Here is a 23,980-nt window from a genome sequence, read left to right as displayed (position 1 = left end):
TCTGTTTTTAAAGGGCTCCTGTTTTAAACTGTTCTGCCGCGTAGGTGGCTGCCCGGGCCGTTAGCGCCATGTATAAAATAGAAGGACTCTGGTTACCGGTGCTGGCCATGCAGGCGCCATCGGTTACAAACACATTTTTGCAGGCGTGCAATTGGTTATGGGCATTAAGCATGGAGGTTTTCGGATCGAGGCCCATGCGTGCACCGCCCATTTCGTGTATATCCAGGCCGGGGGCTTGTTTATTATCGTGGGCCTGAATTTCGGTGCAGCCTATTTTCTCCAGCATCCGCCTGCTTTCCGTCAGAAAGTCCTGCACCATTTTCTCATCGTTTTCATCGTAGCCCACATCGGTTACCAGCAGCGGAATGCCCCACTGATCTTTCTTATCGGGGCTAAGCGTTACCCGGTTCGTAGCTTTGGGGATGGTTTCGCCCTGCATGTACATGTAGGCGTACCAGCTGCCGGGCTGGGTCAGTTTTTCCTTGAAGTCTGCTCCGAGCTGCGGCTCGTTATCAGGCACTTCGTTTGTTCTGCTCCTGTAGCCACCGGTAAAAATAGTATAGCCGCCCACAAAGTCCGTATCCCGCTCTTTCAGGTTGCGGTAATTGGCAATGATGCATTCGGTGGGATTTTTGCCATACACATACTTATCTTCAAAACCGGTAACCTTTCCGTTGGCCCATCCGCGGTAAAGATGAAAACCGATATAGCGGCCCAGCACATCATGATCATTCCCCAGACCATTCGGGAAGCGCTGCGATTTCGAGTTGAGGAGCACGAGCGTGCTGTTTAGAGCCGAAGCGTTTAAAAAAATAACGCGGGCTTTGTAAATGATTTCTTCCTTGGTGTTGGCATCGATCACCTTCACACCCGAGGCTTTTCCGGTGGCTTCATCGTAGATAACCGAATGCACCACCGAAAAGGGTCTTATTGTCAGGTTACCGGTTTTTTTTGCCCAAGGCAAGGTGGAAGAAACCGAACTGAAATAGCCGCCGTAAGGACATCCGCGCATGCACAGGTTGCGGCACTGGCACTTGCCCCGGTCCTGGTCTAAATGGATCTGGTTGGGTTCACTTAGGTGTGCCCACCTGCCCTGCACCAGGTACCTGTCCGGAAAGTGCTTGTTCAGCGTTTGCTGCATGTGCTGCTCCACACAACTCAGCTCAAAGGGCGGCAGGAACTCGCCATCGGGCATGGCTTCGATGCCATCTTTGTTGCCGCACACCCCGATAAACTTCTCTACATGCGCATACCAGGGGGCGATCTCCTTGTAATCAATTGGCCATGCGATGCCATAGCCATACTTAGCAGGCGCTTTAAACTCATAATCACTCCAGCGCTGGCAGGCGCGCCCCCAGATCAGCGACTTACCGCCCACCTGATAGCCCCGGATCCAGTCGAAGGGCCGTCTCTGAACATAGGGGTGGTCGGCATCGCGGATAAAAAAATGCGCCGTATCCTCACCGAAACCTGCTGCTTTGGAGATCAGCGGGTTCTTCTCGTAAAACTCCCGGGTCATACTTCCCCGGTGCTTAAATTCCCAGGGGTCCATCGTGGCGGTAGGGTAATCTTTCAGGTGTTCAACGTTCCGGCCGCGCTCCAGGACCAGGGTTTTTAGTCCCTGCTCGCAAAGCTCTTTGGCCGCCCACCCCCCCGAAATGCCGGAACCCACAACAATGGCATCAAATTCATTTTCCATAAGGCTTATACTTTTACATCCGGCGTCAAGCCCGGCAGCTGTCAGCACGGGCAGGGCGTTATTTCCGAAGGGGTGTTATACTTACTTCTTTGAAATAGATCACATCGTCGCCACCATGGTTCTGCAGCCCGAAATAGCCTTTGTCGGGCCGGGGCCCCCGATCGGGTTCATAATCATGCTTCTTTTCCGGCACAGGGCTCCCTTCAGTATAGTCGGTTACCAGCACCCCGTTTACCTCCACCAGCGTCCGTTTTCCGTCCAGCGTAATATCCATCGTATTCCAGTCATCGGCTTTGCCCGGCGTAGCTTTTGCTTTTGTCAGCGAGTAAAGCACGCCTGTTTTGTGGTAATCGTCTTCCCCCGGTCGTCTATCTGTACTTCATAGCCTTTGTTTACCGGCATCCAGGCTTCGGTGGGCTTTTCAGGGATGCGAATGAACACGCCGGCATTATTCTTTGCCGCACCTTTATACACCACCCTGATCTTCACATTGCCCAACATTTGAGGCGTATACCACAGCAAGCCCATCCCGCCCTGCGTTTTGAGCATCCCATCTTCGACCACCACAGAACCGTCGCCGACATGTTCCCATCCGGTCAGGTCTTTGCCATTAAAGAGCTGCTGCCTTTCCGCACCGTTTTCTACGAATTTGCAGCCAAGCAGCGCCAGCAGCAGAAAGCAGGCAACTGCGGTTATAATTGATTTCGACTTGTCCATACTTCAATATACAAAAAGTTAAGAAAGAGCACCTTAAAACCGCGCGGAAGTTTATGCCAGGTATAAACTTCCGGGGGATTTTATCTAAACCAATAAAGCTATTTGAGCACGGCAACTGCTGCTGTATCCGGCTTGCCTTTACGAAGCTTTAGCCTGGATACCACCAGCATTCCTACCTGCTTCCCTTCTTCGGCGCCGTTCTTTACAGCCGACATAAAATGAATACCGCCGTAAAGCCGGCTGATGGCCGCTTCATCGGCTGCCGCCTGAAAGGAATCGAACCGCCGCACCGGCAGGTTATACTTCACTTCCGATGAATCGGCAAACTGGAAGGACGGACCGTAAAGGTCTGTCAGTACAACGGCAGCGGCATTGGAAACCACGCTGTGCCCACTGGGATATTCCGGGAAAGGCGGGGTTTGCAGCAGGGGCACCCAGTTGTTATCGACCAGCCTGTTGATGGCCGTTTCCGGCCGGATGCGGTCGCTGCGGTATTTTTCGTCCCAGCAACTGATAAAGCCGTCGGCTAAACTGAAGGCTACCCGGGTATAGGCCTCCAGCGTCCCCATCAGGTCGGCACCTGCCTGGCGGCTGGCCTGCCCGGCAATAGCCATCCAATGGCCGCCTGGGGTAATCTTTTTGGTAGCATACATAACATGGCCGGTCGTGTGCATCACAAACGGGTTGCAGTCCCAGAAGCTGGCGATCTGCCGCTGCTCGTCTGTCAGGTTATTTACCGCCTCATACACCTCCATCATCTCGGTATAAAATCCACTCCCCGGCCGGGCATCGAACCCGACAGGCTGAGGTGGTGTAAACTGGCTGCAGGAGTCCAGCACGAAGGGCCGCAGCTTAAACCAGTAAGGTTCCACGGCATCCATGTAAGCCGGCGGCGTGGGCTCCCAACGGCCCTCCGTTTTGGAAACCGTATGCCGGAAGCCGCGCGTCTGCCGGTAGCCGTCTTCATTTGCATAGATCATCACCGCTTGTGCCACCCGTTTGCCATACCCGACCGACCGCTGGTATACTTCTTCGGGTACACCCAACTGCTTATACTTGCGCAGCAGGCTTTCTTCATAACTGTCCATCATGTCGGCCGAAAAGGTCATGTTGCGGGCAATGGTGGTAAAGGCGCTCAGGCTAGCCACCGGAAAGCAGTACACCGAATCTTTTGCCGGCTGCGGCACGCCCTTAAAACCCTGCAACTGCCCCTGCAACGACTGATAATCCGGATAGTCATGCACCAGCGCCTCATAGGCCGCCAGGTTGGCATAGGCATAAATGCGGCTGGCTACAGGCGGAGAGAAAATATCATGGGTGATAACGTCGGTAAGATTAGATACAGCCTGATGCAGCAACGCCGGGTTGGCGGCCGCAGCCTTGTAATCCACCTTTTTTTGTTCGCAGCCCAAAAAAGTAGCCAGCCACAGCAAAAGGAAAGTGTAAGAGATGAATTGCTTCATGACCTTTGGGTTAAAACCAGTTCGTGATTGTAGCAACTGCTACCTAATAGTTTATAATTACTTTATACTTGGTGTCAGTTCCGTTTTAGCGCCGCTACTGGTTTTGGCGTTTTAGCAGCGCTGCCGCTGGCTATACTTGCTACCGAAGCGTTTCTTACCCGGAAGAGCTGCAGCGGCAGATTGTTTCGGGCAACAAGCCATAGTTGCTGGCCGGCAGCTGTTTGCAGGGTTTTAATGTCGCGCACCTGGCCCTGCAGCAGCATCCCGGTTTCGGTGGGAAGTATAGGCTTAAACTTTCCCTTGCCGTTGCCTTGCAGCAGCAGTCCGTAACTGGCATCGTAGCGCCCCTGGTAAGTACTTACGCCGTAGAAATTGCCTCCCAGCACCACATCCAGGAAACCATCCTTATTTACATCCTGCACCTGGAACGCAAAGATCTTGGACACCTGCGCCTCCTGTGGCAGGGGCTGCATCCGGAATGTTCCTTTGCCCTGATTCTCAAAGTATGCGGAGGAAAACGTATTGACTTCCGGCACGGCAGCGTCTTTCAGCTCATCGTGATTAAACAACGCGTCGATGGATTTGCCGGCGTAGCTTTGGTAATCCGTAAACTTTTTGTTGATGAGCGGAAGCTGCTTGCCGAGTTCTTCTTTCGTAGCAACCGGGTACCACTTGTCGCCGCGCTGGTAAGCCAGCAGGTGCTCCAGGCTACCGTTGCCATCTATGTCTTTTACAAACATTTTCAGCCCCCCGCCTTCGCTTTTCCGCAGCTTGGTGTTGGTACCCAGGTTGCCGGCAATCAGGTCCATGTCGCCGTCCTGGTCAAAATCGGCCGCTTTGATGGTCTGCCAGAATCCTTTTGCCTGATTCAGCCCGTTATTGCCTGTTGCTTCCACCAACTTGCCCTGGTGATTTTCAAATACCTTTACAGGCATCCAGTCGCCTACCACCACCAGATCCGTTTGGTTATCATTGTTGTAATCTGTCCAGACGGCATCCGTTACCATGCCGACTTTGCGTAAAGCAGGCGCCAGTTGTGCTGTTTGGTCAGTAAACTGTCCCTGCCCGTTGTTGATGAGCAGGTAGGAGTCCGGCACCTGCCCATACTTATAGCCCAGCACCCGGCCCCCCACAAACAGGTCCAGATCACCGTCGTGGTCATAATCAAAGGGGCGGGCGCAGCTTTTGTTGGCATACATGGGCGGCAGGCCGTTGCTGCGAGTAAAGTTGCCTTTGCCATCGTTGAGGTACAACCGGTCGAACTGCTCTTTCATATCGCCATAGAATTCGTTGCCTCCGCTCACCACATACAGGTCCGGGAAATGGTCGTTGTTGGCATCAAAGAACACGGCATCCACATCCTCGTACACCGAATCGGCCAGAAACAGTGGTTGATTGGTACGCTTAAACGTACCGTTGGCCTGCTGCACCATTAGCGCGCCGGGCTGCCATTTGGCTCCTCCCACAAAAAAGTCATCCAACCCGTCACCGTTCACATCACCCACCGCCAGCTTCGGCCCTTCCGTCGATACCTGAAAAGGCATCAGACTTTCCCGGTAGAAATCAAGATAGTCGTTTTCCTCGTGCTTATAAGCCACTGCAGCCGTGCCGGTCACTTCTTCAAAGAAAGGCGCAGGCTTTTTAAAGAAACCGGCGTAGTAGCTTGCTGCCTCTTTTTTGGCATTCGACTGATCCAGCACCAACGTCAGGTTGCCTTTCACATTCGTTAAGATCTCCGCCCGCTGATCTCCCCAGAGCACCACCAGAGTATCTATACGTTGCTGGCCCCCCAAGCCGAAATGCAGCACCGGCTCCACCGACGACATGAAGCCGCGCGTAGGCATAAGCTGCTGCACCTGGATACCGTTGCGGCCCTTTAACAGCACCTTTGCGCCGTAGCCATAGGTGTTCGCATCGTTTCCTTTGAGCTGTACTTTCAGATAGGTATGCTGGAGCGCTTTGCTGCTGCTGTTCCGGTATAGGCCTGCTTTTTCGTTGATATTGTTGGTGATCAAATCCAGGTCGCCGTCGTTGTCGAGGTCGGCATAAGCAGCCCCGTTCGAAATGGTGGGTTGCGAAAAGCCCCAGGCAACCGACTTATCCTCGTACTGCATACCTTTCGTACCTTTGTAGAGGTAGTTGTGCACCTTTCCTTCTGGCATCATCCGGATGGCCCGTTGGTTCAGGTTTTTAGAAGTTTCGGGCGCCCACATCATCGAGTCAGAAGATGCGAATTTGATGTAGTCCATGTTGTTGGGCCGGCGCACGATGCCATTGGTGATGAAAATGTCCTTGATACCGTCGTTATCATAATCGGCTAGCAGGGGGCTCCAACTCCAGTCGGTAGCTGCCACACCCGACATCAGCGCCACGTCGGCAAACTGCTGCCCCGAGTAGTTCAGCTGCAGGCAATTGCGGCTATACTGGTTGTAGTAACCGAATTGCAGCTTGTAGAGGAAAATATCCAGCGGGTCCTCTCCCATCGACGACTTTTCAATCGTTTCTTCCTCCGGGTACATGTCCAGCGTCATGATATCAGGGTAGCCGTCGTTGTTTACATCCGCTGCATCGCAGCCCATGGAAAAGCGGCTGAGGTGGCGAAAATGGTTCTTCACGGCTTCGGTAAACGTGCCATTCCCATTGTTGAGGTAATAATAATCGTCCTCATGGAAGTCGTTGGAAACGTAAATATCATCCCAGCCATCGTTGTTAAAATCCGTGACTACCACCCCAAGGCCATACCCCATGGCTGCCCCATAAATACCGGCCTTTTCGCTTACATTTTTGAACCTGACCGGCTGGCCAGCAGACGCATTACCGGAGGCAGAAACCAGCTGATTTTCGTAGAGTACATCGCCTGCTTCGTTGTTGCGAAGGTTGCGGGCTGTTACGCGGTCGTAGCTGCGTGAGGTATGCACGGCATGATTGAGCAAGTATAGATCCAGGTCGCCATCGCGGTCGTAATCAAAGAAGGCAGCCTGCGTAGAGAAGCCCGTGAAATCCAGCCCGTAGTCGGCGGCTTTTTCGGTAAAGGTCAGCTGCCCGTCAGCCCCTACCCCGTTGCTGATGTAAAGCTCGTTGGCTCCCTCCAGCCCTTTGTAGTTGCCTACGGCACACACGAAAATATCCAGCCAGCCGTCGCCGTTCACATCGGCCATGGTTACACCGGTTTGCCAATCGGAGTAGCCTTCCACACCCGCCTGTGCTGCCACCTCTTTAAAGGTAAAGTTGCCTTTGTTAAGGTATAATTTATTTTTGCCCTGGTTCGATACAAAGTATAGATCGGGTAGGCCGTCTTTGTTCAGGTCGCCGGCCGCTACACCCGCCCCATTGTAGAAATACAGGTAAGTGAGGATGTTCAGCTCCCCTTTATCATCCAGTTCATTCACAAACTGCACACCGGTAGCCGTGGAATCCATCGCTTCGAAAAGTGGCTGCTCGGCACCCTTGGCCCCGGAGCGGCAGCCCCAGCAGGTAAGCGAAAGCAGCGCCAGCAGCAGGCAGGGGTATAGGCCGGCTTTTAGGGAAAAAGAAAGGTCGGTAGGTCGGGTCATAGCTAATCGTAAATCGTAAGGGTTAACGTAGCGCCAGTTTACAGCCAGGTATACTTTTACTCGCGGCAGCCGAAAACCTGCAGCGTCGCGTTGTTTTTAGCCAGCAGGAAGTAGGGCATACCATCCGCGCCTTTGAGCTGCTGCATGCGGCGCACCTGCCCCTGCGTAAAAAAGCCGGTATCTTTAGGCTTGCGTGCCCTGAACTGCCCCTTGCCTGTGCCCTGCAGCACCAGCCCGTAGCTGGCATCGTATTGCCCCAGCTCGGGCAGCACATCAAAGAAGTTTCCGGCCAGCAGAATATCCAAGTTGCCGTCGTGGTTATAGTCCAGAGTTTCGATGCCATAGATGGGTGAGAACTGCGCCTCCAGCGGCATGGGCTGCAAAGCAAACTGCAGGTTGCCTTTGTTTAGCAGCAAGGAGGAGTTTGCGTTCTCGACCCGCTTCACCACGGCCTCTTTCAGCTCCTGCGCCGGAAAAATGTCCTGCATTTGCTTGCCGGCATAACTGGCATACTTCACAAATTTTTTCTTGATGCTGGGCACCCGTTTCTGCAGGTCCTGTTTCAATACCATCGGATACGCCTTGCCGTCTTCGGCGTAGCAGTTGATGATCTGTTCTACGGTGCCGTTTCCTTCAAAATCATGCACATACAATTCTACCGGCTTCTGCACACTGGCGGTGAGCCGGGTATTGCGGCCCAGGTTGCCAAGTATAAGGTCCGGATCGCCGTCACTGTCCAGGTCAGCGGCTTTCACGCTGTTCCACCAGCCAGCTGAATGGGCAATCTCCGTCTTTTGCTGCAGATCGCGGCCTTTGTTATTCGTATAGATCGTGACCGGCATCCAATCGCCCACCAGCACCAGTTCGGGGTAGCGGTCGCCATTCAGATCTACCCAGGCAGCATCAGTGACCATGCCCAGCTCGTTTCGGGGCAGGAAGCGCTTGGTATAGTTCTTAAAGTTGCCGGTACCGTCGTTTTGAAACAGGTAACTTGGCGGATCGTAGCCGTAGCTGCCCGGCACCATGCGGCTGCCGACAAATAGATCCACATCGCCGTCCAGGTCAAAATCAGCTGCTGCCACACAGGAGCCGTCCGTGGCCAGGTTTGGTAGGCGGTTGTCTTTTGTAAAATGGCCTTTGCCGTCGTTCAGGTATAGCCGGTCGAGCAGCTGCGGGGCATTGCTTTCAAACTCGTTGCTGCCGGTCACTACAAACAAATCCAGATCCTTGTCCTTATCAAGGTCCACAAGTATGGCGGCCACTTCTTCGGAGTCCTGGTCTTGCGCAAACGCCTGCGGGGAGGTTTCAGCAAAGGTGCCGTCCTTCTGCTGCAAAAAAAGCTTGCGCACGCTTCCGGCAACCCCGCCCGCATATACATCCTCTAGCCCGTCCCCATTCACGTCGCCCACCGCCAGCGCCGGCCCCTGGGTAGAGAACATCTGCTTGAGCAACACATCGCGGTTATAGTCTACAAAATCGCTCTCCTGGTGGGTGTAGTTGAGTTTTACCTGCTGCGTGGCATCAAAAAACAAACCGGGTGCTTTGTGCTTGGGCGCGCTGTATACCTTGTTTGCCTGCGAATATTTCAGCGTCAGTTGCTGGTCGGGCTTTACCTGCTGCAGCGTTTGCATTTTATCATCCGGCCATACTACCGTTACAGAATCGATCACCTTCTCCTTGCCCAGCCCGAACACCAGCGTAAGATCGACTGAAGACTGAAAGCCCCGGTTGGGCATCTGCTGCAGGTAGATGGTTTTAGCCGGCTGGTGCACATAAACTTTGGCTCCGATTCCATTTCTATTTTTCCCGGCTCCCTGCAGCTGCACCCGCAGAAAATGATTTTGCTCTTTTTCAGAGGTTCTGTTTTTATAGATGGATACGGGCATGTTTTCGTTGTTCACCACCAGGTCGAGGTCACCATCGTTATCCATGTCACCATAAGCGGCGCCGTTGGAGAAACCGGGTTTACCCAGCCCCCAGTCTTTGGCTTTGTTTACAAACTGCAGGTTCCCGGTGTTCTGAAAAGCATAATTCGGGATGGGCGTGGAGGTCATTTTTGAGATGAGCTCCTTGTTATAGTTGTAGCCGCCGCCCCTTTCTACGGCCTTGCGCATGGTTTCCTCCGCTCCCAGGAAGTTCACAAAATCCTGGTCCGTCAGGTCCTGGTAAATGCCGTTGGCTACGAAAATATCCTTTAGTCCATCGTTGTCCATGTCAAAGAGCAACGCGCCCCAGCTCCAGTCGGTGGCGGCAACACCTGCCAGCCGGGCTACTTCACTGAAGGTATTGTCACCATTGTTGAGGTGCAGCATATTCTGCATGTACTGCTGGTGAAAATCGCGGGCCAGCTTGAACTGCTGCAGGTCGTAGTTCTCAAAAATGGTAGTGCGCTTCAGGCGGCTGTCGTCGGCAGGCAACATATCGGTCACAAAAATATCCTGGTTGCCATCGTTATCGATGTCAGCAATGTCAGCGCCCATCGAGGAAAGGCTCTCATGCTGCATCCAGGCTTTGCTGGTCTCGGTAAAAGTGCCATTATGGTTATTCAAGTAGAGGTAATCGCGCTCGTAAAAATCATTAGAGATAAAAATATCGGGCCAATTGTCGTTGTCCACATCCCCAATGGTAATGCCCAGCCCAAAGCCGATGAGGCTGCCATAGATGCCGGCTTGCTCGCTAACATCGGTAAAACGACTGCCATCGTTGCGAAGCAGTTTGTCGCCCCCAAGTTCATCACGCTTCTCACGCAAATTGGTAAAGCCCAGGCTGCTTACCGGGTAAGAGCTGTTGTTGAGCAGGTATACATCCAGGTCACCATCGCGGTCGTAGTCGAAAAAAGTAGCATGGGTGGAATAGCCCTGGTCGTCGAGCCCAAAGTTCGTGGCCTGCTCCTGAAAAACAGGAATACTGTCCCCTGAAAGGCCCTTGTTAATAAACAGCTCGTTGCGGCGATTGTCGCCGTTCACATCGCCGGCGTTGCAAACGTAGATATCAAGCCGTCCGTCGCTGTTCACATCGGCCATGGTCACGCCGGTGCTCCAGGCCTGGCTGCCTCCCACTCCCGCTTTGGCAGTTACATCTTCAAACACGAAATTACCTTTGTTCAGGTAAAGGTGATTCCGGCCGGTATTAGCGGTCAGGTAAAGGTCAGGGAGATTGTCACCATTTATGTCGCCAATGGCCACACCGCCGCCATTATAGAAGTTGCGGTAGTTAAAGATGTTCATCTCCGGCGTGCTCTCCACCTTGTTCACAAAATCTACATGGGTGTGGGTGGCGGGCAGTACCACAAACAAGGTATCCTCTTTCTGTGGCGATACCTTACTGCAGGCAAAACAGGTGGCCAGCACGACCACGCTGATAAGAGTTGAAATTGGGTGCTGTTGCTGCATAGGCGTAAAGCAAGGGTGTGGCGCTTCTAAATGCTAAATTCAGGAGAGTTGGCGTGGCAGTCAACTCCCCTGAATAAGGCAAAACAGGAGTGGCAGGTGCTAATAACCCGGGTTCTGTTTCAGATTGGGGTTGTTAGAAAGCTGTTGCGATGGTATCGGAAACAAATTGCGCGTTGGGTCTGTGTTACTTTTGAATTGCCAGGTGCTTCCGCTATACTTTCCGAAGCGGATCAGGTCGTTCCGGCGCCAGCCTTCCCAGGCAAGTTCGCGGCCACGCTCTTCCAGGATCGAGGCCAATGTAACAGAGGATACAGGGTCAACTCCGGCTCGGGCACGCACCTGATTCACGAATTCAACGGCCTCCCCGGCTCTACCTAAGCGAACGAGCGCTTCAGCATGCATCAGCAGCACATCGGCAAATCTGAAAACAGCAAAGTCATTATCCTGATCGGTACGGGTATTGTTCGTCTGGATTTCATACTTCTGACTACGAATACCCTCGTTTCCAAAAGCCCGCTCCAACGATGTGATCTCCGGCGTAAATACAAGCTCTTTCTTCTTATTATCTACCGGATCTACAAAAGTGATGATCTCACCGTTGTTGGTCTGCGGCCCTACCATCCACATGGCCTTGCGAGCATCATTTTCCGAGAAGGTATTGTAAAACTCGGCTCTGGTGGCAAAACCATTCCACGGGTTGTTCGTCAAGCCATACTCCGCTGCCTGCGCATAATTCAGGGTACGCATCTGAAAGTTCATACCTCCTGCCAGCACCTTATCATACGGAATCACGAAGATGTTCTCTTTGTAGGTCTGTTCATCCCCAACATTGTTGATGGCAAAGTTCTGCAGAAAGTTGGGGTTAAGGCTGTAGCCTGCCGGTGAGTTGATGATTGCTGTTGTAGCGTCCAGGGCTTTCTGCCACTGTGGTGTACCTGTAAATACTTCCGCATTCAGGTATAGCTTAGCCAGCAGTGCGTTAGCAGCGCCTTTTGTAAAACGGCCATAGGTTTCGATGGTCGCTTCTTCGCGCAGGTCAGGCAGTGCGGCTAATATTTCGCTTTCCACAAAATTGAAAACTTCCTCGCGGCTGTTCTGCGGCGGATTACCGGCCGGCGTATCCTCGGTGATAATAGGTACCCCCCCGAACATATCCATCAGCCAGAAATAGGCAAAAGCACGAAGCAACCGCACCTCACTCACTACTGCCTCTTTCCCCTGCACCTCCAGGGAGCTGTTTTTTAATCCTTGTAAGTTTGTGTTGGCACCGGCAACCACCCGGTATCCCCATTCCCAGGACCCGTTGATCTGGCCAGGGGAAACCGGCGACCACTCATGCTGCGCCAATTGCTGCCAGGAGCCATTGTCGTACCAGTCAGGCCCGCGGGTTGGAACAACCAGCTCGTCAGTGGTAGCCTCCAAAAGGTTGAAAACAGGATCTAAAAATCCACGAAGCTGCCCGTAAGTAGATCCTACCGTTGATAAAAGCTCGTTTTCATTTGTCGGGAATTTACTGGCTTCGGCCTTGTCAAACACCTCTGCATCCAGGTCGGTACAAGCTTGTCCTCCAGCTACTATGCTGGCAAGAAAGGCAGCAGTTACTATATATTTGTATCGGTTATTTTTCATACGTTTCGCTTTTTAGTTTCCAATGCATGCTAACTTCTTACCCATTACAAGGTGAGGGAGAATCCTAAAGAGAAGGAACGTGTTCTTGGATAGAAAAGAATTGGCTCAACACCCGGAGAAAGGTTTACGGCAATGTCAGAACCACCATAGATATCACGCGAGGCTCCCAACCGTGGCTCAGGATCTATGCCACGGTACCCCGTAATTACAAAGGTGTTGTTGCCGGCTACAAATACCGAGGCATTGCTCATATACTTCCAGAAAGTTGGCAGCCTGTAAGACAAGCGCCAGTTGTCGAGGCGCACGAAGTCTGCATCTTCTACCCAAAGGCTGGAGAAAGCAGGCGACAAGTCGTCCGGAATGCCTGTTTTAAAGGCATAGTCAATCACATTGCTACTTGGGAAAAGATTTGGATTTGCGAAAGCGATATAAGGGCCGTTGGCAATTTGATGCCCGATAGCGCCTCTGAACAGGAAATTAAGATCGAAATTTTTATAGCTTAAGCTATTTCCCCATCCAAAGGTTAGATCCGGGTTCGCATCGCCCAGGTAGGTACGGTCCGCACCAAACGGATCAATCGTGCCGTCACCGTTTATATCTTTAAAAATGTATTTGTTATCGGCGCTGAAACCCTCGAACACAGGCCCGTAAAACTGCCCGATCGGCTTGCCTTCCTGCAAAACAACCGGCTGCGCTAAACCACCCTGTGGGCTACCAAAATCGCCGTAAACACGGGGTGATCCGGTGTTGTAGGTAAAGATGCCTGAGCTGAGCGAGACGATCTTGTTTTTGTTGTGCGCCAGGTTCACATTGGTTCTCCACTGGAAATCTGTGTGGTCGATCACCAGGTAATCAAGGGCCAGCTCAATTCCTTTGTTGTTGATCTCACCCACGTTTGCCAGGATCGAGTTTGTTACCGCTGTTAACTGGTCGCTGCCATATTTTGTACCGATAGCGATGGGGTAGTCGAACAGCAGGTCCTTGGTGTCTTTGTTGTATACCTCTAACGAACCACTTAAGCGGCCATCTAGAAAGGCAAAGTCAATACCCACGTTGGTCATGGCCGAAGTTTCCCACTTCAGGTCAGGATTGGCATTCTGGCTGAAGTTGTATGCTGTCTGGAAACCACCGTTGGTGAAATATGAGCCGCTCTGGCCATACAACAGGCGGGAAGCATAATCCGCAATACCTTCCTGGTTACCAGTGACGCCGTAGCCGACCCGAAGCTTGAGGTCATCTACGAATGTGGCGTCTTCCATAAATGCTTCCTGCGAGATTCGCCATCCCACGGATATTGACGGGAACCAGCCCCAGCGGTTGTTCTGTCCAAAGCGGGAAGAACCGTCGCGGCGGATGTTGGACGTCAGCAGATACCTATCTTTGTAAGAGTAGTTAATGCGACCGAGAAAACCGATCAGGATCGCTTCTGATTTATAAGATCCAACTTCCCGGTTTGTTGAGTTGGTGTCATCGATGTTTGCATTACCCGCTCCCAAGTTATTGTATCCAAATACGTCCGGAAACCTACTGTTGCCCGCGTTAAAGCCTTCGTTCGAGAGCTTCTGATAAGTATAACCTCCCAGCACAGTAAACTGGTGGTCGTCAAAGTCGCCTGTATATTGTGCGGTGAGTTCTGTGAGTCGGTCAATTACCTCCCGCTGCTCCCTTCGGGCAGAGGCGGTGTTGTTACCGCCGGCCTTAAAAGTGCTTGGCTGAAAGAAACCGTACAGCCTGTTAAAGTTATTAATAGACGTGTTCACACCGAATCTAAGCCCTTGTACCGGTTCTAAAAAGACCTTCAGGTTTGCCAGTGTCTGTTTTTCACGCGCCTCGTTTGTGATCTGCTTCATCCGGGCCACTGGGTTCTCTACGCGGAAGCCGCCAGGAATTGACTTCCCGTTAAACATATCAAAGCCCGGAACGCCCGGCTGCAAATACGTACCTTCATCATTATAGACGGGAAACGTGGGGTTTAGCTGGCCGGCCGACAGGAAGGAGAAATAGTCTATGTAATCCTTGTTGCTCACCTGCTGCGACAACAGCAACTGCACTTCAAGTTTATCATCCAGGGCTTTTTGCGAGAGGTTCAAACGGGCGTTCAGGCGGTCGAATCCGGAGTTAATAGCTATACCTGGTTGATCTAAGTATACGACAGAGCCACGGTAGTTGAACTTGTCAGTTCCGCCGGATATGGCCACATTATAGTTTTGGCTGTATGCCTTGCGCGTGATCTCGTCGAACCAATCTGTGCGGGCGCCATAATCATTTGCAGCGCGGTCCAACCCTTCCTCGTCTAATTTTGAGATGTACTCATCAGGTGATAAGAACGGAATGGTATTCGATACCTCTTCCAACCCTACATAGCTGCTCAGTTCAACGGTAGTTTTACCAGCCTGGCCTTTTTTAGTGGTAATGATGATAACCCCGTTCGAACCACGGGAGCCGTAAATGGCAGAAGCAGAAGCATCTTTCAGGATATCCATCGAGGCGATATCCTCAGGTGCCACCGTGTTCAGGTCAGCGCCTGCTACTCCGTCAATCACGATCAGCGGCTCGCTGTTGGCACTCAGCGAAGACGTGCCCCGTAAGCGGATAACTGGTCGGTTGCTGGTGGGGTCCCCGCCACCCGACACTACGTTCAGGCCGGCTACCTTACCCTGCACCGCCTGCATCGGGTTGTTGATCACGCCGGCATTCAGATCTTTCGAAGTTACGGTAGCTGTCGCGCCGGTTACGTCTGCTTTCCGTTGTGTGCCGTATCCCGTCACGACCACCTCCTGTAACGCCTTAATGTCCGGCTGCATTTGCACATTTACCACGGTTTGGCTGCCAACCGGGATTTCCTGGGTTTGGTAGCCAATAAAGGATATGACAAGGGTAGGGTTTTGTTGCCCGTCGGGTATGCTGAGCGCATAGCTGCCGTTCATATCCGTAGCAGTACCGATGGTTGTGCCTTTCAGGAGCACTGTAACGCCCGGCAACCCTTGCCCCTTTTCGTCCGTCACTTTTCCTGTCAACTCAATAGCAAAAATTTCTGGGCTATTCGAAACGCTGAGCGAACTGCTGAAGGAAGGAGGAGCACTGGCCGCCGCCCGAAGGGGCACCTGCAGGCCTGCGCATAGCAATACCGGCGTAAGTAGTGATAGCTTGCGTAAAGAATTTGTCATATACCATTGTTTATTGGTTGAACAATAAAAAGAGAACCCTGATGAGCGATTAATTACATATCAAAATATAGCTACGTATTTTTCTGAGTACGCATAAAGTAGATTAATGGCTGTGATTGATCCACTTTATTAAGCAATTATTCCAATAACAAAACTCTTAATTCTTTTCCTGCCGCTAACACAAAGCTATAAATGCCCTATTACTCACCGCATCCGGCCCTATTCGCTTCTATAACTTCAATAGTATATTCCTTTTCAGGATAAGTAAACATATTTATTTATATTCATATAATCAATAAGTTATCGTCGTTTTTTAACTTCAGATAAATGATGCAACTTGGTTAAAGGCAACTTATTTGTCTAAAACAACTCCTGCTATTTATGCCATAAAGCGGCAAAACACGGTTCTACATAGATCATCACTCAAACCAACTTGCCCATACTGCTAGGAGCGACATATAATAATCAACTACTTACTTTTGTTACATTTTACTCTTTTAAAGCTTCAGGCATAATCTTAGAAAGAAAGTACAAGCTCTAACAAGTAAAGATTTCCTTTCCGTGTATCCTGACTGGCAAAATGATCGTTTTGCGTGTTGGTGTGGGGCTACTGCGAAACGGATGCCCACAGCTGCAGCAAGTATAAACAGGATGACATGAAAATAGCGACCTATAACGTGAATGGGATCAAAGCACGCCTGCCAGTGCTCCTCCGCTGGCTTCAGGAAACAACCCCGGATGTGGTTTGCCTGCAGGAGTTAAAGGCTCCCCAGGAAAACTTTCCAGAAGAAGCCCTGAAGGATGCCGGTTATCAGGCGGTGTGGCAAGGCCAGAAAAGCTGGAACGGCGTAGCCATACTTGCTCGTAATACGCAACCAGAATTGGTACGGCAAGGTTTACCAGGTGATCCGGAAGATGAGCAGAGCCGCTACCTTGAGGCGAGGGTCAACGGCATTCACATCGGCTGTATATACCTGCCCAACGGCAACCCCGCTCCCGGCCCGAAGTTTGATTACAAGCTCCGCTGGTTTGATCGGCTGATAGCGCATGCGGCCGGCCTGCTCGCCTCGGATGCGCCGGTGGTTTTGACCGGGGACTACAACGTGATCCCGACCGAAGCCGATGCCTACAAGCCGGAGCGCTGGCTCGACGATGCCCTGTTCCGGCCCGAGTCACGGGCGGCTTTCCAAAACCTGCTGGCACAAGGCTGGACGGATGCCCTCCGCAAACTTCACCCGGATGAGCACATCTATACTTTCTGGGATTATTTCCGCAACTCCTACGGACGCAACGCCGGCTTACGCATCGATCATTTCCTGCTCAGCCCGCACCTGGAAAGCCGCCTGGTTGCCGCTGGTGTAAACCGCGATGTCCGGGGGTGGGACAAGTCAAGTGACCATGCTCCGGTCTGGATTGAAGTGGCAGACGAAAAGGTATAAAACAAAAAGAGCTGCCCGTTGGCAGCCCTTTTTGTGTACACGCTAAAAGCGTCCACTACTTTGCTTTCTGCGCCGGCACCGGGAAACCACGGTCGCGCATCAGGGCATCTATTTTCGCATCGCGGCCACGGAACAAACGGTATGCTTCCGCAGGATCCATGGAGTTACGTGGAGCAAACAAGTACTTCACCAGTTTAGCAGCTACGTCTTTGTCGTAAAACCCGCCTGGCGCCTCTTCAAACGCTTCCGCTGCGTCAGACGTTAATACATCGGCCCACAAATAGCCATAATACCCTGTAGCATAGCCCTCGCCGGAGAACACATGCCCGAAATGCGGTGAACGGTGGCGCATCACAATTTCTTTCGGCATGTTCAAGGCAGCCAGCGTCTCGCGTTCAAACTTGTCCGGGTCAATGCCTGTCGGGTCTACGGTATGATACTTCATATCCATCAGCGCAGAGGCCAGGAACTCGGTGGTTTCAAACCCCTGGTTAAAAGTAGCGGCCTTCTTGATCTTGGCTACCAGCGAGGCCGGCATCACCGCACCTGTTTTATTGTGCTTCAGGAACTGGTTGATTACCTTGTCGGTAGACAGCCAGCGCTCCAGCAACTGCGAATGAAACTCGGTATAATCGCGCACGCCGCTGTTGAGCGTCGGATATTTTACGTTTGAGGAGAAGAAATGCAGCGCGTGGCCGAACTCATGGAAAAACGTAGTAGCATCGTCCCACGAAACCAGCAGGGGCTCGCCGGGCGCAGGCTTCACAAAGTTAGAGTTGTTGGAGGCCAGCACAGTTTCTTTGCCATTAAAGGTCGTATGGCTGCGGTAGGTGGTTGCCCAGGCACCGGAGCGTTTGCCCTGCCGCGCGTAAGGGTCCAGGTACCACAGGCCAATGTGCTCGCCGGTGGTTTTATCCGTTACTTCCCATACTTTCACATCCTCCTGGAATACAGGCACCGATCCTTCCGGCACGGGCGTAAACTTATAGTTGAACAGCTCACCGGCTGTAAAGAACAACGCCTGCGTCAGATTGTCGAGCTGCAAGTATTGCTTCACCTCATCCGAGTTGAGGTCATACTTCTGCTTGCGCACCTTTTCGGCATAATAGCGGTAATCCCAAGGGGCAATGGTGATTTTGGTTTTGCTCGTAGCGTTGGCTACTTTCTGCATGTCGGCTACTTCCTCTTTCACCCGGGCCAGGGCGGCTGGCCATACGGCATTCATCAGATCCATGGCGCGTTCGGGTGTTTTGGCCATGCGGTTTTGCAGGCGCCACTCGGCATAGTTATCATACCCTAACAGGGCCACGCGCTCATCGCGCAGCTGCAGGATCTTGGCAATATTAGCGTTATTGTCATACTCATCGCCATTGTCGGCGCGGGAATAGTACGTGTTCCATACTTTCTCCCGCAGCGCCCGCTCATCGGAGTAGGTCAGGAACTGGTCCATGGACGAGCGTGTATTAGTTACGGCATACTTGCCGGACTGGCCATTGTCAGTAGCAGCTTTGGCAGCTGCTTTGATAAACGACTCAGGCAAACCGCTCAGCTGGTCTTTGGTCAGGTAGGTTATATACTTCTCTTCGTCGGCCAGTATGTTATTAGAGAAGGTGGTATACAATGACGAGAGCTCTTTGTTGATGGCAGCATAGCGTGCTTTGGCTGCGGCATCCAGGTTGGCGCCTTCCATGGCAAAATCTTCATACACCAGTTGCACCACGCGCTGCTGGTCGGCCGGCAACGGGGTTTTCTGAGCGTTCTCATACACGGTCTTGATACGCTGGAATAGCTTTGCATTTTGCGAGATCTTCGATCTGAAATCCGACAGCTCAGGAGCGAGCGCTGCCTGCACAGCCCGGAACTCTGGCGTAGACATGTTCGAGCTCCAGATGCCATAGTATGTCAGGGCGCTGTTCAGTTCCTTGCCGGCTTTTTCCATCGCCTCGATGGTGTTCTCGAAGGTAGCCGGCGCTGGGTTTGCTGCAATCGCCTCAATCTCGGCCAGCTGCAGGGCCATACCCCTTTCCACGGCAGGCTTTAGGTCCGCCAGGTTCATCTTGTCAAAAGCCGGCACACCACCGTAAGGACCGCTCCATTTAACTAACAGCGGATTGGTTTCCTCTTTTTTCTGCTCCATGGCGGCTTGTGTTTGTTGCGATTGCTCGGTGGTATGCGTGGTTGTGCAGCTTGCCAGCGCCAGAAAAACAAATAACCCTGATTTCCTGCCCGTCGCTAATATGTTATTTTTCATCTGATTTTCTTTGTAATTGAAATAGTCGGAATTGATCATTTGTCCTGATCAAACCACAAGTTACTAAATAATGTCGAGAGGCCGTTGCTGTTTGCCCGTCCGGGTGCCAGTCTGTTCGCTGTTCTGTTAAAAGTGATGGTTTAACACATAAAAGGGATTAACGTACTACTGGGGAGCTCCCACTTTTAATCAACCTCAGAATACTGAAAAGAAACTTTATGGCGAAGAAAAACTCGATTGCCATTGTGGTACACGGTGGTGCAGGTCCTGACTCGGATCATATCCATGAAAATAAAAAAGCATATGAAAAAGGCTTACAGGATGCCGTGGATGCCGGCTACCTGGTACTGGAAGAAGGCGGAACAGCAGTAGATGCGGTAGATGCCGCGGTGAAAAAACTGGAAGACAACCCGCTATTTAATGCCGGCCGGGGCTCCGCGCTGAACGCGAATGGCGAAGTGGAAATGGATGCAGCCATTATGCGCGGCAGCGATCAGTCGTCGGGGGCTGTGGCGCTGGTCCGCAATATCCGAAACCCGATCTCGCTGGCAAAAGCCGTGATGCTGAATACCAAGTACCGTTTTCTGGGCGATATGGGCGCGTTGGAATACGCCAAAAAGATCGATATCCGCATGGAGCCTGCCTCCTATTTTATCACCGAACACCAGTTTGACCTGTTCTCTAAAAAACGGGAAGAGGAATTTACCAGCAGCGACCGGATTGGTTTAGATGAGCTCAATGCCCGCATGCATGGCACCGTTGGGGCTGTGGCCCTTGACCGGGAAGGGATGGTAGCGGCCGCGACCTCGACAGGTGGCATCGAAAACAAGAAAATAGGCCGCATTGGCGACAGCTGCATTGTGGGGGTTGGCTGCTATGCCAATAACAAAACCTGCGCTATTTCAGGTACTGGTGACGGGGAGCTGTTGATGAAAAATATCATTGCCTACGACATATCAGCGCTGATGGAATACAAAGGAATGACGCTGCAGCAAGCCTGTGAAACCGTTGTGCTGGAACGTGTAAAAGCCGAAGAGGGCGATGTAGGTGTGATCGGCGTGGACCCGCAGGGGAATATCGCCCTGGTTTTTAACAGCGAGCGCATGCACCGCGGCTGGAAAACAAGCGCCAGACAGCAGGGCATCGCGATTTACCTCAAGAAGTAAAAAACCGATCAGCTTTTATACTTATAGAAGCACGGATGGGCTATACTACCTAAAAAGAGAAGGGACTCGAGCGATTGGCTGAGTCCCTTCTCTTTTCTTAGTTATCCAACAAGAGCGCTCCTTTAATTATAGTCCAAAAGCAAACCAGAAATCCGGCCCTATACTTGAAGGTGATTCCGATGCTTTTGCATGATTGCTTTATTTACGCTTCCCGCCTACTGTTTCGCCGTCTGTAAATTTTACCGGGGGCTTTCGGTGCTTGGTGCCCTGCTCATAGGCATACGTATACCTGATCAGCGTTGGCTCATCGAACATGCGGCCCAGGAACTGAAGGCCGGCAGGCAGGTTATCGTAGGTATAGCCCATAGGTACGGTAAAAGCTGGCTGGCCGGTATGCGGGGCAATGATCTGGCTGTTATCGCCTTTGTAGCCTTCAAAGTCGCCTACCCGGGCGGGCGGGTTGTTCCAGGTCGGGTAGATGATGGCGCCCAGCTGCCGGCGGTCCATGGCCTGCTCCACGGCCTTGCGGAAGGCAATGCGCCGGGGGTCGGTAAATGCGTCGGAGCAAGTATGGGCAGGGTTATGCTGATTATCCTGATGGGTCAGGAAGTACTTCAGGTTCTCTTCAATGTAGGGTGCATACTTGCCAGAGGCCACAATTTCCTGCAGATTCTTTACCGGCACATTAGGTCCCATAGCGGCCAGGTAGGCGTTGATATCCTCCTGGAAAACATCGCACCACTGGTCTTTGCGTAACGTATCAAAATCGGCTATCACCACAGAGTCCACGATCACAGCCCCTAACTTCTTCAGGTCCGCCAGGGCCTGTTCGAACAAGGCCTTTACCTGCGGATCAGGGTCTTTGTTGCTCAGCGTTCGGAGCACCCCGATGCGGGCGCCTTTCAGTCCGTTCTTGTCCAGGTACTGGCTGTAGTTTTGGAGCACTTTGCCTTGCCCATACTTTGTCAGGGGGTCCGCCGGGTCGTAGCCGGCGGTTACTTCCAGTATTTTGGTGGCATCTGTAACGGTACGCGCCATTGGGCCGCCCACATCGTTGCGCAGGTAGAGCGGCACAATCCCGTGGCGGCTGGTCAGGCCCATGGTGGTTCGGAAACCGACCAGCGCATTATGCGAAGAAGGGCCGCGAATGGAGTTGCCCGTATCGGAGCCAAGTCCCACAAGCCCCATGTTGGCTGCCACGGCAGCGGCGGTGCCACCGCTGGAGCCGGCCGGTACATGGGCCAGGTTGTAGGGATTCAGCGTTTCACCGGCAATGGAGCTGATGCTGACCATCGGGCTGAAGGCCCACTCGGCCATATTTGATTTGGCCAGCACGACTGCGCCGGCTTTTTTCAACACTTCTACCTGGTAAGCATCTTCTTTGGGGGCAAAACCTTTCAGGGCCAGCGAGCCAGCCGTGGTTTGCAGGCCGGCTGTGTTATAGTTATCCTTCACGATCAGGGGCACACAATGCAGCCTGCGGAGCTTTCCGGTTTGCTTATACTCCTGGTCGAGGGCGCGGGCCGTGCTGATCGCTTCGGGGTTGGTCACCACAATGGCATTGAGCCGGGTAGGCTGATCATACTTTTGGATGCGTTGCAGGTAAGCAGTTACCAGCTGTTCGCAGCTACAGGTGCCGTTCTTTAATGCCTGCTGCACATCGGCGATGGTGGCTTCTTCCAGCTTTAACGCCCCGCTACCTGAGGCCGTGGAGGAAGCTTTTTGTTTGCAGCTGTTGAACAGCAGCAGCGAAATGAGCAAGTATAAAACAGTTGTAAACGTGCGTTGCATAGGCGGTCAGGTAAACGGATCAGATCGTGAACATAAATGTTTTGAATTGAGCAGTTAGCTGGCAAGACAGCCCGTGCTGCCGGCACCAGCTACAGCATTTTATGTTGCGCTTGCACAATATCAAAATTAAACTTTAAACGGCAGCTACACCTGTAAGATGCTTCTTTGCCTAAAATTCAGGATCAGCAGCGCAAGACTTCAGAAATCACCCCCACACAGGTACTTGCCGTTGCAAAATATACCTTTAACGTTTCGCTTCTCCCGGTTTCTTCGCTTACACCTTCCCGCTTAAAATTCTGCAACTGATCAGGTACAACAGGCAGCAGGTTTATACTTTAATTCCCCGTACTTCTATCCCCTTGCCGTATCTTTGCGCAAGTATAAGCAAGCAAGTATAAACAAGTAAAATCAAAGAGTACAAGATGACAAAATTACACACGCAGGCGGGGTTGAAGGAGAATGCCGGGCAGTTCTGGCTGTTGATGGTGATGACCGCGTTTGTAGGGGCAATGGTTGGGCTGGAACGGGCGGTGATCCCCACCTTCGCCGAAACTGTTTTCGGTATGAACGGCCACACAGCCATCCTTTCTTTTATCGTTGCCTTTGGGCTGGCAAAATCGGTGGCCAACCTGGTGATGGGGCAACTTTCGGTGCATTTCACGCGCAGGCAGTTGCTGCTGGCCGGCTGGCTTTTTGCACTGCCTGTTCCCTGGCTCCTGTTCTATGCTTCCAGTTGGTGGTTGGTGATTGCAGCTAACCTGCTGCTGGGTATAAACCAGGGCTTGTGCTGGAGTACCAGCATTGTGATGACGCTGGACCTTGTGGGCGAAAAGAATCGCGGATTGGCCATGGGCATCAACGAATTTTCGGGCTACGTGGCCGTAGGGCTGGCTTCTTTTCTGGCGGGCTATATTGCCTCCTCAACCGGCCAGGTACTTTATGCCTTTTTGCCGGGCATTGCCTTCTCGGTGGCCGGTGTGCTGCTCACGCTCCTGGTAGTGCGCGACACGCAGGCCCACGTGCAGGCAGAAGCAGCTACGAGTAGGGTGCCTCTGCTCTCAAGCGTCTGGCATTATACTTCGTGGCGGCATAGCAACCTGGGGCCGGTAACGTTAAACGGCTTTGTATCCAAGATCAATGATGGCGTGCTCTGGGGTTTATTGCCCCTGGTGCTGGCTGCCAAAGGCTACTCCTTGGTGGAAACCGGCTTCCTGGCGGGCGTTTACCCGGCAGTGTGGGGCATCGGGCAGCTTTTTACAGGAAAGCTGGGCGATACCTTTTCCCGCAAGCTGTTGCTGTGCCTGGGCATGCTGGTGCAGGGCGTCGCTATTGTGGCGCTCTACTTTGCCGCCTCCTACACGCCCCTGCTGCTGGCCCTGGCTGCGGTGGGGATCGGTACCGCCATGGTATACCCTACTTTTCTTACCCTGGTGGCCGACAACACCCATCCCAGCCAGCGCTCACAAAGTATGGGCATTTTCAGGTTCTGGCGCGATTTCGGTTATGTGGCCGGTGCCGTGGCAGCCGGGCTTTTCAGCGACTTGTTCGGGATGGATACCGTTGTGCTATGTGCCGGGCTGCTAACCATTGGTGCGGCCCTGTTTACGCAGCTGCGCATGCGCCGGCCAGCCTTTGCAGCGTATGTAACTGCAGAAGTATAAAGCTGAACCACAGTCCTGATTAATCAAGTGCAACACCTGCCAATCCCATTC

At 52.5% G+C, this 23,980-nt stretch carries 11 protein-coding genes and 1 pseudogene; 3 read left to right on the top strand and 9 right to left on the bottom strand.

Translation table 11 applies throughout. The annotated features are described in order from the left end of the window. Positions 1–7 precede the first annotated feature (7 nt). From LWL52_RS06145 to LWL52_RS06115, 7 genes and pseudogenes are all read right to left on the bottom strand, one after another. The gene (locus tag LWL52_RS06145; RefSeq protein WP_242917940.1) at positions 8–1,699 is read right to left on the bottom strand and encodes a GMC oxidoreductase; all 1,692 of its coding nucleotides are present in this window, start codon (positions 1,697–1,699) and stop codon (positions 8–10) included. Between the two features lie 58 nt (positions 1,700–1,757). Beyond that, positions 1,758–2,416: pseudogene (locus LWL52_RS06140) on the bottom strand (3-keto-disaccharide hydrolase). 98 nt (positions 2,417–2,514) lie between these two features. Beyond that, the gene (locus LWL52_RS06135; protein ID WP_242917938.1) at positions 2,515–3,879 is read right to left on the bottom strand and encodes a vanadium-dependent haloperoxidase; all 1,365 of its coding nucleotides are present in this window, start codon (positions 3,877–3,879) and stop codon (positions 2,515–2,517) included. 74 nt (positions 3,880–3,953) lie between these two features. Next, positions 3,954–7,433: a VCBS repeat-containing protein gene (locus tag LWL52_RS06130; RefSeq protein ID WP_242917936.1), complete on the bottom strand. Its 3,480-nt coding sequence runs from the start codon at positions 7,431–7,433 to the stop codon at positions 3,954–3,956. A gap of 56 nt (positions 7,434–7,489) precedes the next feature. Continuing rightward, positions 7,490–10,825 carry a VCBS repeat-containing protein gene (locus LWL52_RS06125; RefSeq protein ID WP_242917934.1) on the bottom strand — a complete coding sequence of 1,112 codons (3,336 nt, stop codon included), beginning with the start codon at positions 10,823–10,825 and terminating at the stop codon, positions 7,490–7,492. A 99-nt stretch (positions 10,826–10,924) separates the two neighbouring features. Then, positions 10,925–12,454 carry a RagB/SusD family nutrient uptake outer membrane protein gene (locus tag LWL52_RS06120; protein ID WP_242917932.1) on the bottom strand — a complete coding sequence of 510 codons (1,530 nt, stop codon included), beginning with the start codon at positions 12,452–12,454 and terminating at the stop codon, positions 10,925–10,927. Between the two features lie 44 nt (positions 12,455–12,498). Next, complete coding sequence (locus LWL52_RS06115) at positions 12,499–15,621, bottom strand: SusC/RagA family TonB-linked outer membrane protein (RefSeq protein WP_242917930.1); 3,123 nt, start codon at positions 15,619–15,621, stop codon at positions 12,499–12,501. Positions 15,622–16,277: 656 nt separating this feature from the next. On the opposite strand from LWL52_RS06115, the gene xth reads away from it, so the two are divergent. Then, positions 16,278–17,060: an exodeoxyribonuclease III gene (gene xth / locus LWL52_RS06110; RefSeq protein ID WP_242917928.1), complete on the top strand. Its 783-nt coding sequence runs from the start codon at positions 16,278–16,280 to the stop codon at positions 17,058–17,060. A gap of 55 nt (positions 17,061–17,115) precedes the next feature. On the opposite strand, the gene LWL52_RS06105 is transcribed toward xth, so the two are convergent. After that, a complete protein-coding gene (locus LWL52_RS06105) occupies positions 17,116–19,311 on the bottom strand; it encodes a M3 family metallopeptidase (protein ID WP_242917926.1) in 2,196 nt (731 codons plus the stop codon). A gap of 218 nt (positions 19,312–19,529) precedes the next feature. On the opposite strand from LWL52_RS06105, the gene LWL52_RS06100 reads away from it, so the two are divergent. Beyond that, positions 19,530–20,477: an isoaspartyl peptidase/L-asparaginase family protein gene (locus LWL52_RS06100; RefSeq protein WP_242917924.1), complete on the top strand. Its 948-nt coding sequence runs from the start codon at positions 19,530–19,532 to the stop codon at positions 20,475–20,477. A gap of 198 nt (positions 20,478–20,675) precedes the next feature. Here LWL52_RS06100 and LWL52_RS06095 read toward each other — a convergent pair whose 3' ends face one another. Beyond that, on the bottom strand, positions 20,676–22,268 hold the full coding sequence (locus LWL52_RS06095; RefSeq protein WP_242917922.1) for an amidase family protein: 1,593 nt from the start codon (positions 22,266–22,268) through the stop codon (positions 20,676–20,678). Positions 22,269–22,690: 422 nt separating this feature from the next. Between LWL52_RS06095 and LWL52_RS06090 the strand changes: the two genes are divergently transcribed. After that, positions 22,691–23,929: an MFS transporter gene (locus LWL52_RS06090; protein WP_242917920.1), complete on the top strand. Its 1,239-nt coding sequence runs from the start codon at positions 22,691–22,693 to the stop codon at positions 23,927–23,929. Positions 23,930–23,980 lie beyond the last annotated feature (51 nt).

This window comes from Pontibacter liquoris, from assembly GCF_022758235.1.
GTDB classification, from domain to species: Bacteria; Bacteroidota; Bacteroidia; order Cytophagales; family Hymenobacteraceae; genus Pontibacter; species Pontibacter liquoris.
Note: the sequence above shows the minus strand (reverse complement) of the source record. Positions and strands in the feature narration are given on the sequence as shown.

Bases quoted from the DNA above. Each gene is read 5' to 3' on its own strand.
- LWL52_RS06130 (WP_242917936.1), bottom strand. From the start codon at position 7,433: ATGACCCGACCTACCGACCTTTCTTTTTCCCTAAAAGCCGGCCTATAC.
- LWL52_RS06135 (WP_242917938.1), bottom strand. From the start codon at position 3,879: ATGAAGCAATTCATCTCTTACACTTTCCTTTTGCTGTGGCTGGCTACT.
- LWL52_RS06120 (WP_242917932.1), bottom strand. From the start codon at position 12,454: ATGAAAAATAACCGATACAAATATATAGTAACTGCTGCCTTTCTTGCC.
- LWL52_RS06105 (WP_242917926.1), bottom strand. From the start codon at position 19,311: ATGAAAAATAACATATTAGCGACGGGCAGGAAATCAGGGTTATTTGTT.
- xth (WP_242917928.1), top strand. From the start codon at position 16,278: ATGAAAATAGCGACCTATAACGTGAATGGGATCAAAGCACGCCTGCCA.
- LWL52_RS06125 (WP_242917934.1), bottom strand. From the start codon at position 10,825: ATGCAGCAACAGCACCCAATTTCAACTCTTATCAGCGTGGTCGTGCTG.
- LWL52_RS06115 (WP_242917930.1), bottom strand. From the start codon at position 15,621: ATGACAAATTCTTTACGCAAGCTATCACTACTTACGCCGGTATTGCTA.
- LWL52_RS06100 (WP_242917924.1), top strand. From the start codon at position 19,530: ATGGCGAAGAAAAACTCGATTGCCATTGTGGTACACGGTGGTGCAGGT.
- LWL52_RS06095 (WP_242917922.1), bottom strand. From the start codon at position 22,268: ATGCAACGCACGTTTACAACTGTTTTATACTTGCTCATTTCGCTGCTG.
- LWL52_RS06145 (WP_242917940.1), bottom strand. From the start codon at position 1,699: ATGGAAAATGAATTTGATGCCATTGTTGTGGGTTCCGGCATTTCGGGG.
- LWL52_RS06090 (WP_242917920.1), top strand. From the start codon at position 22,691: ATGACAAAATTACACACGCAGGCGGGGTTGAAGGAGAATGCCGGGCAG.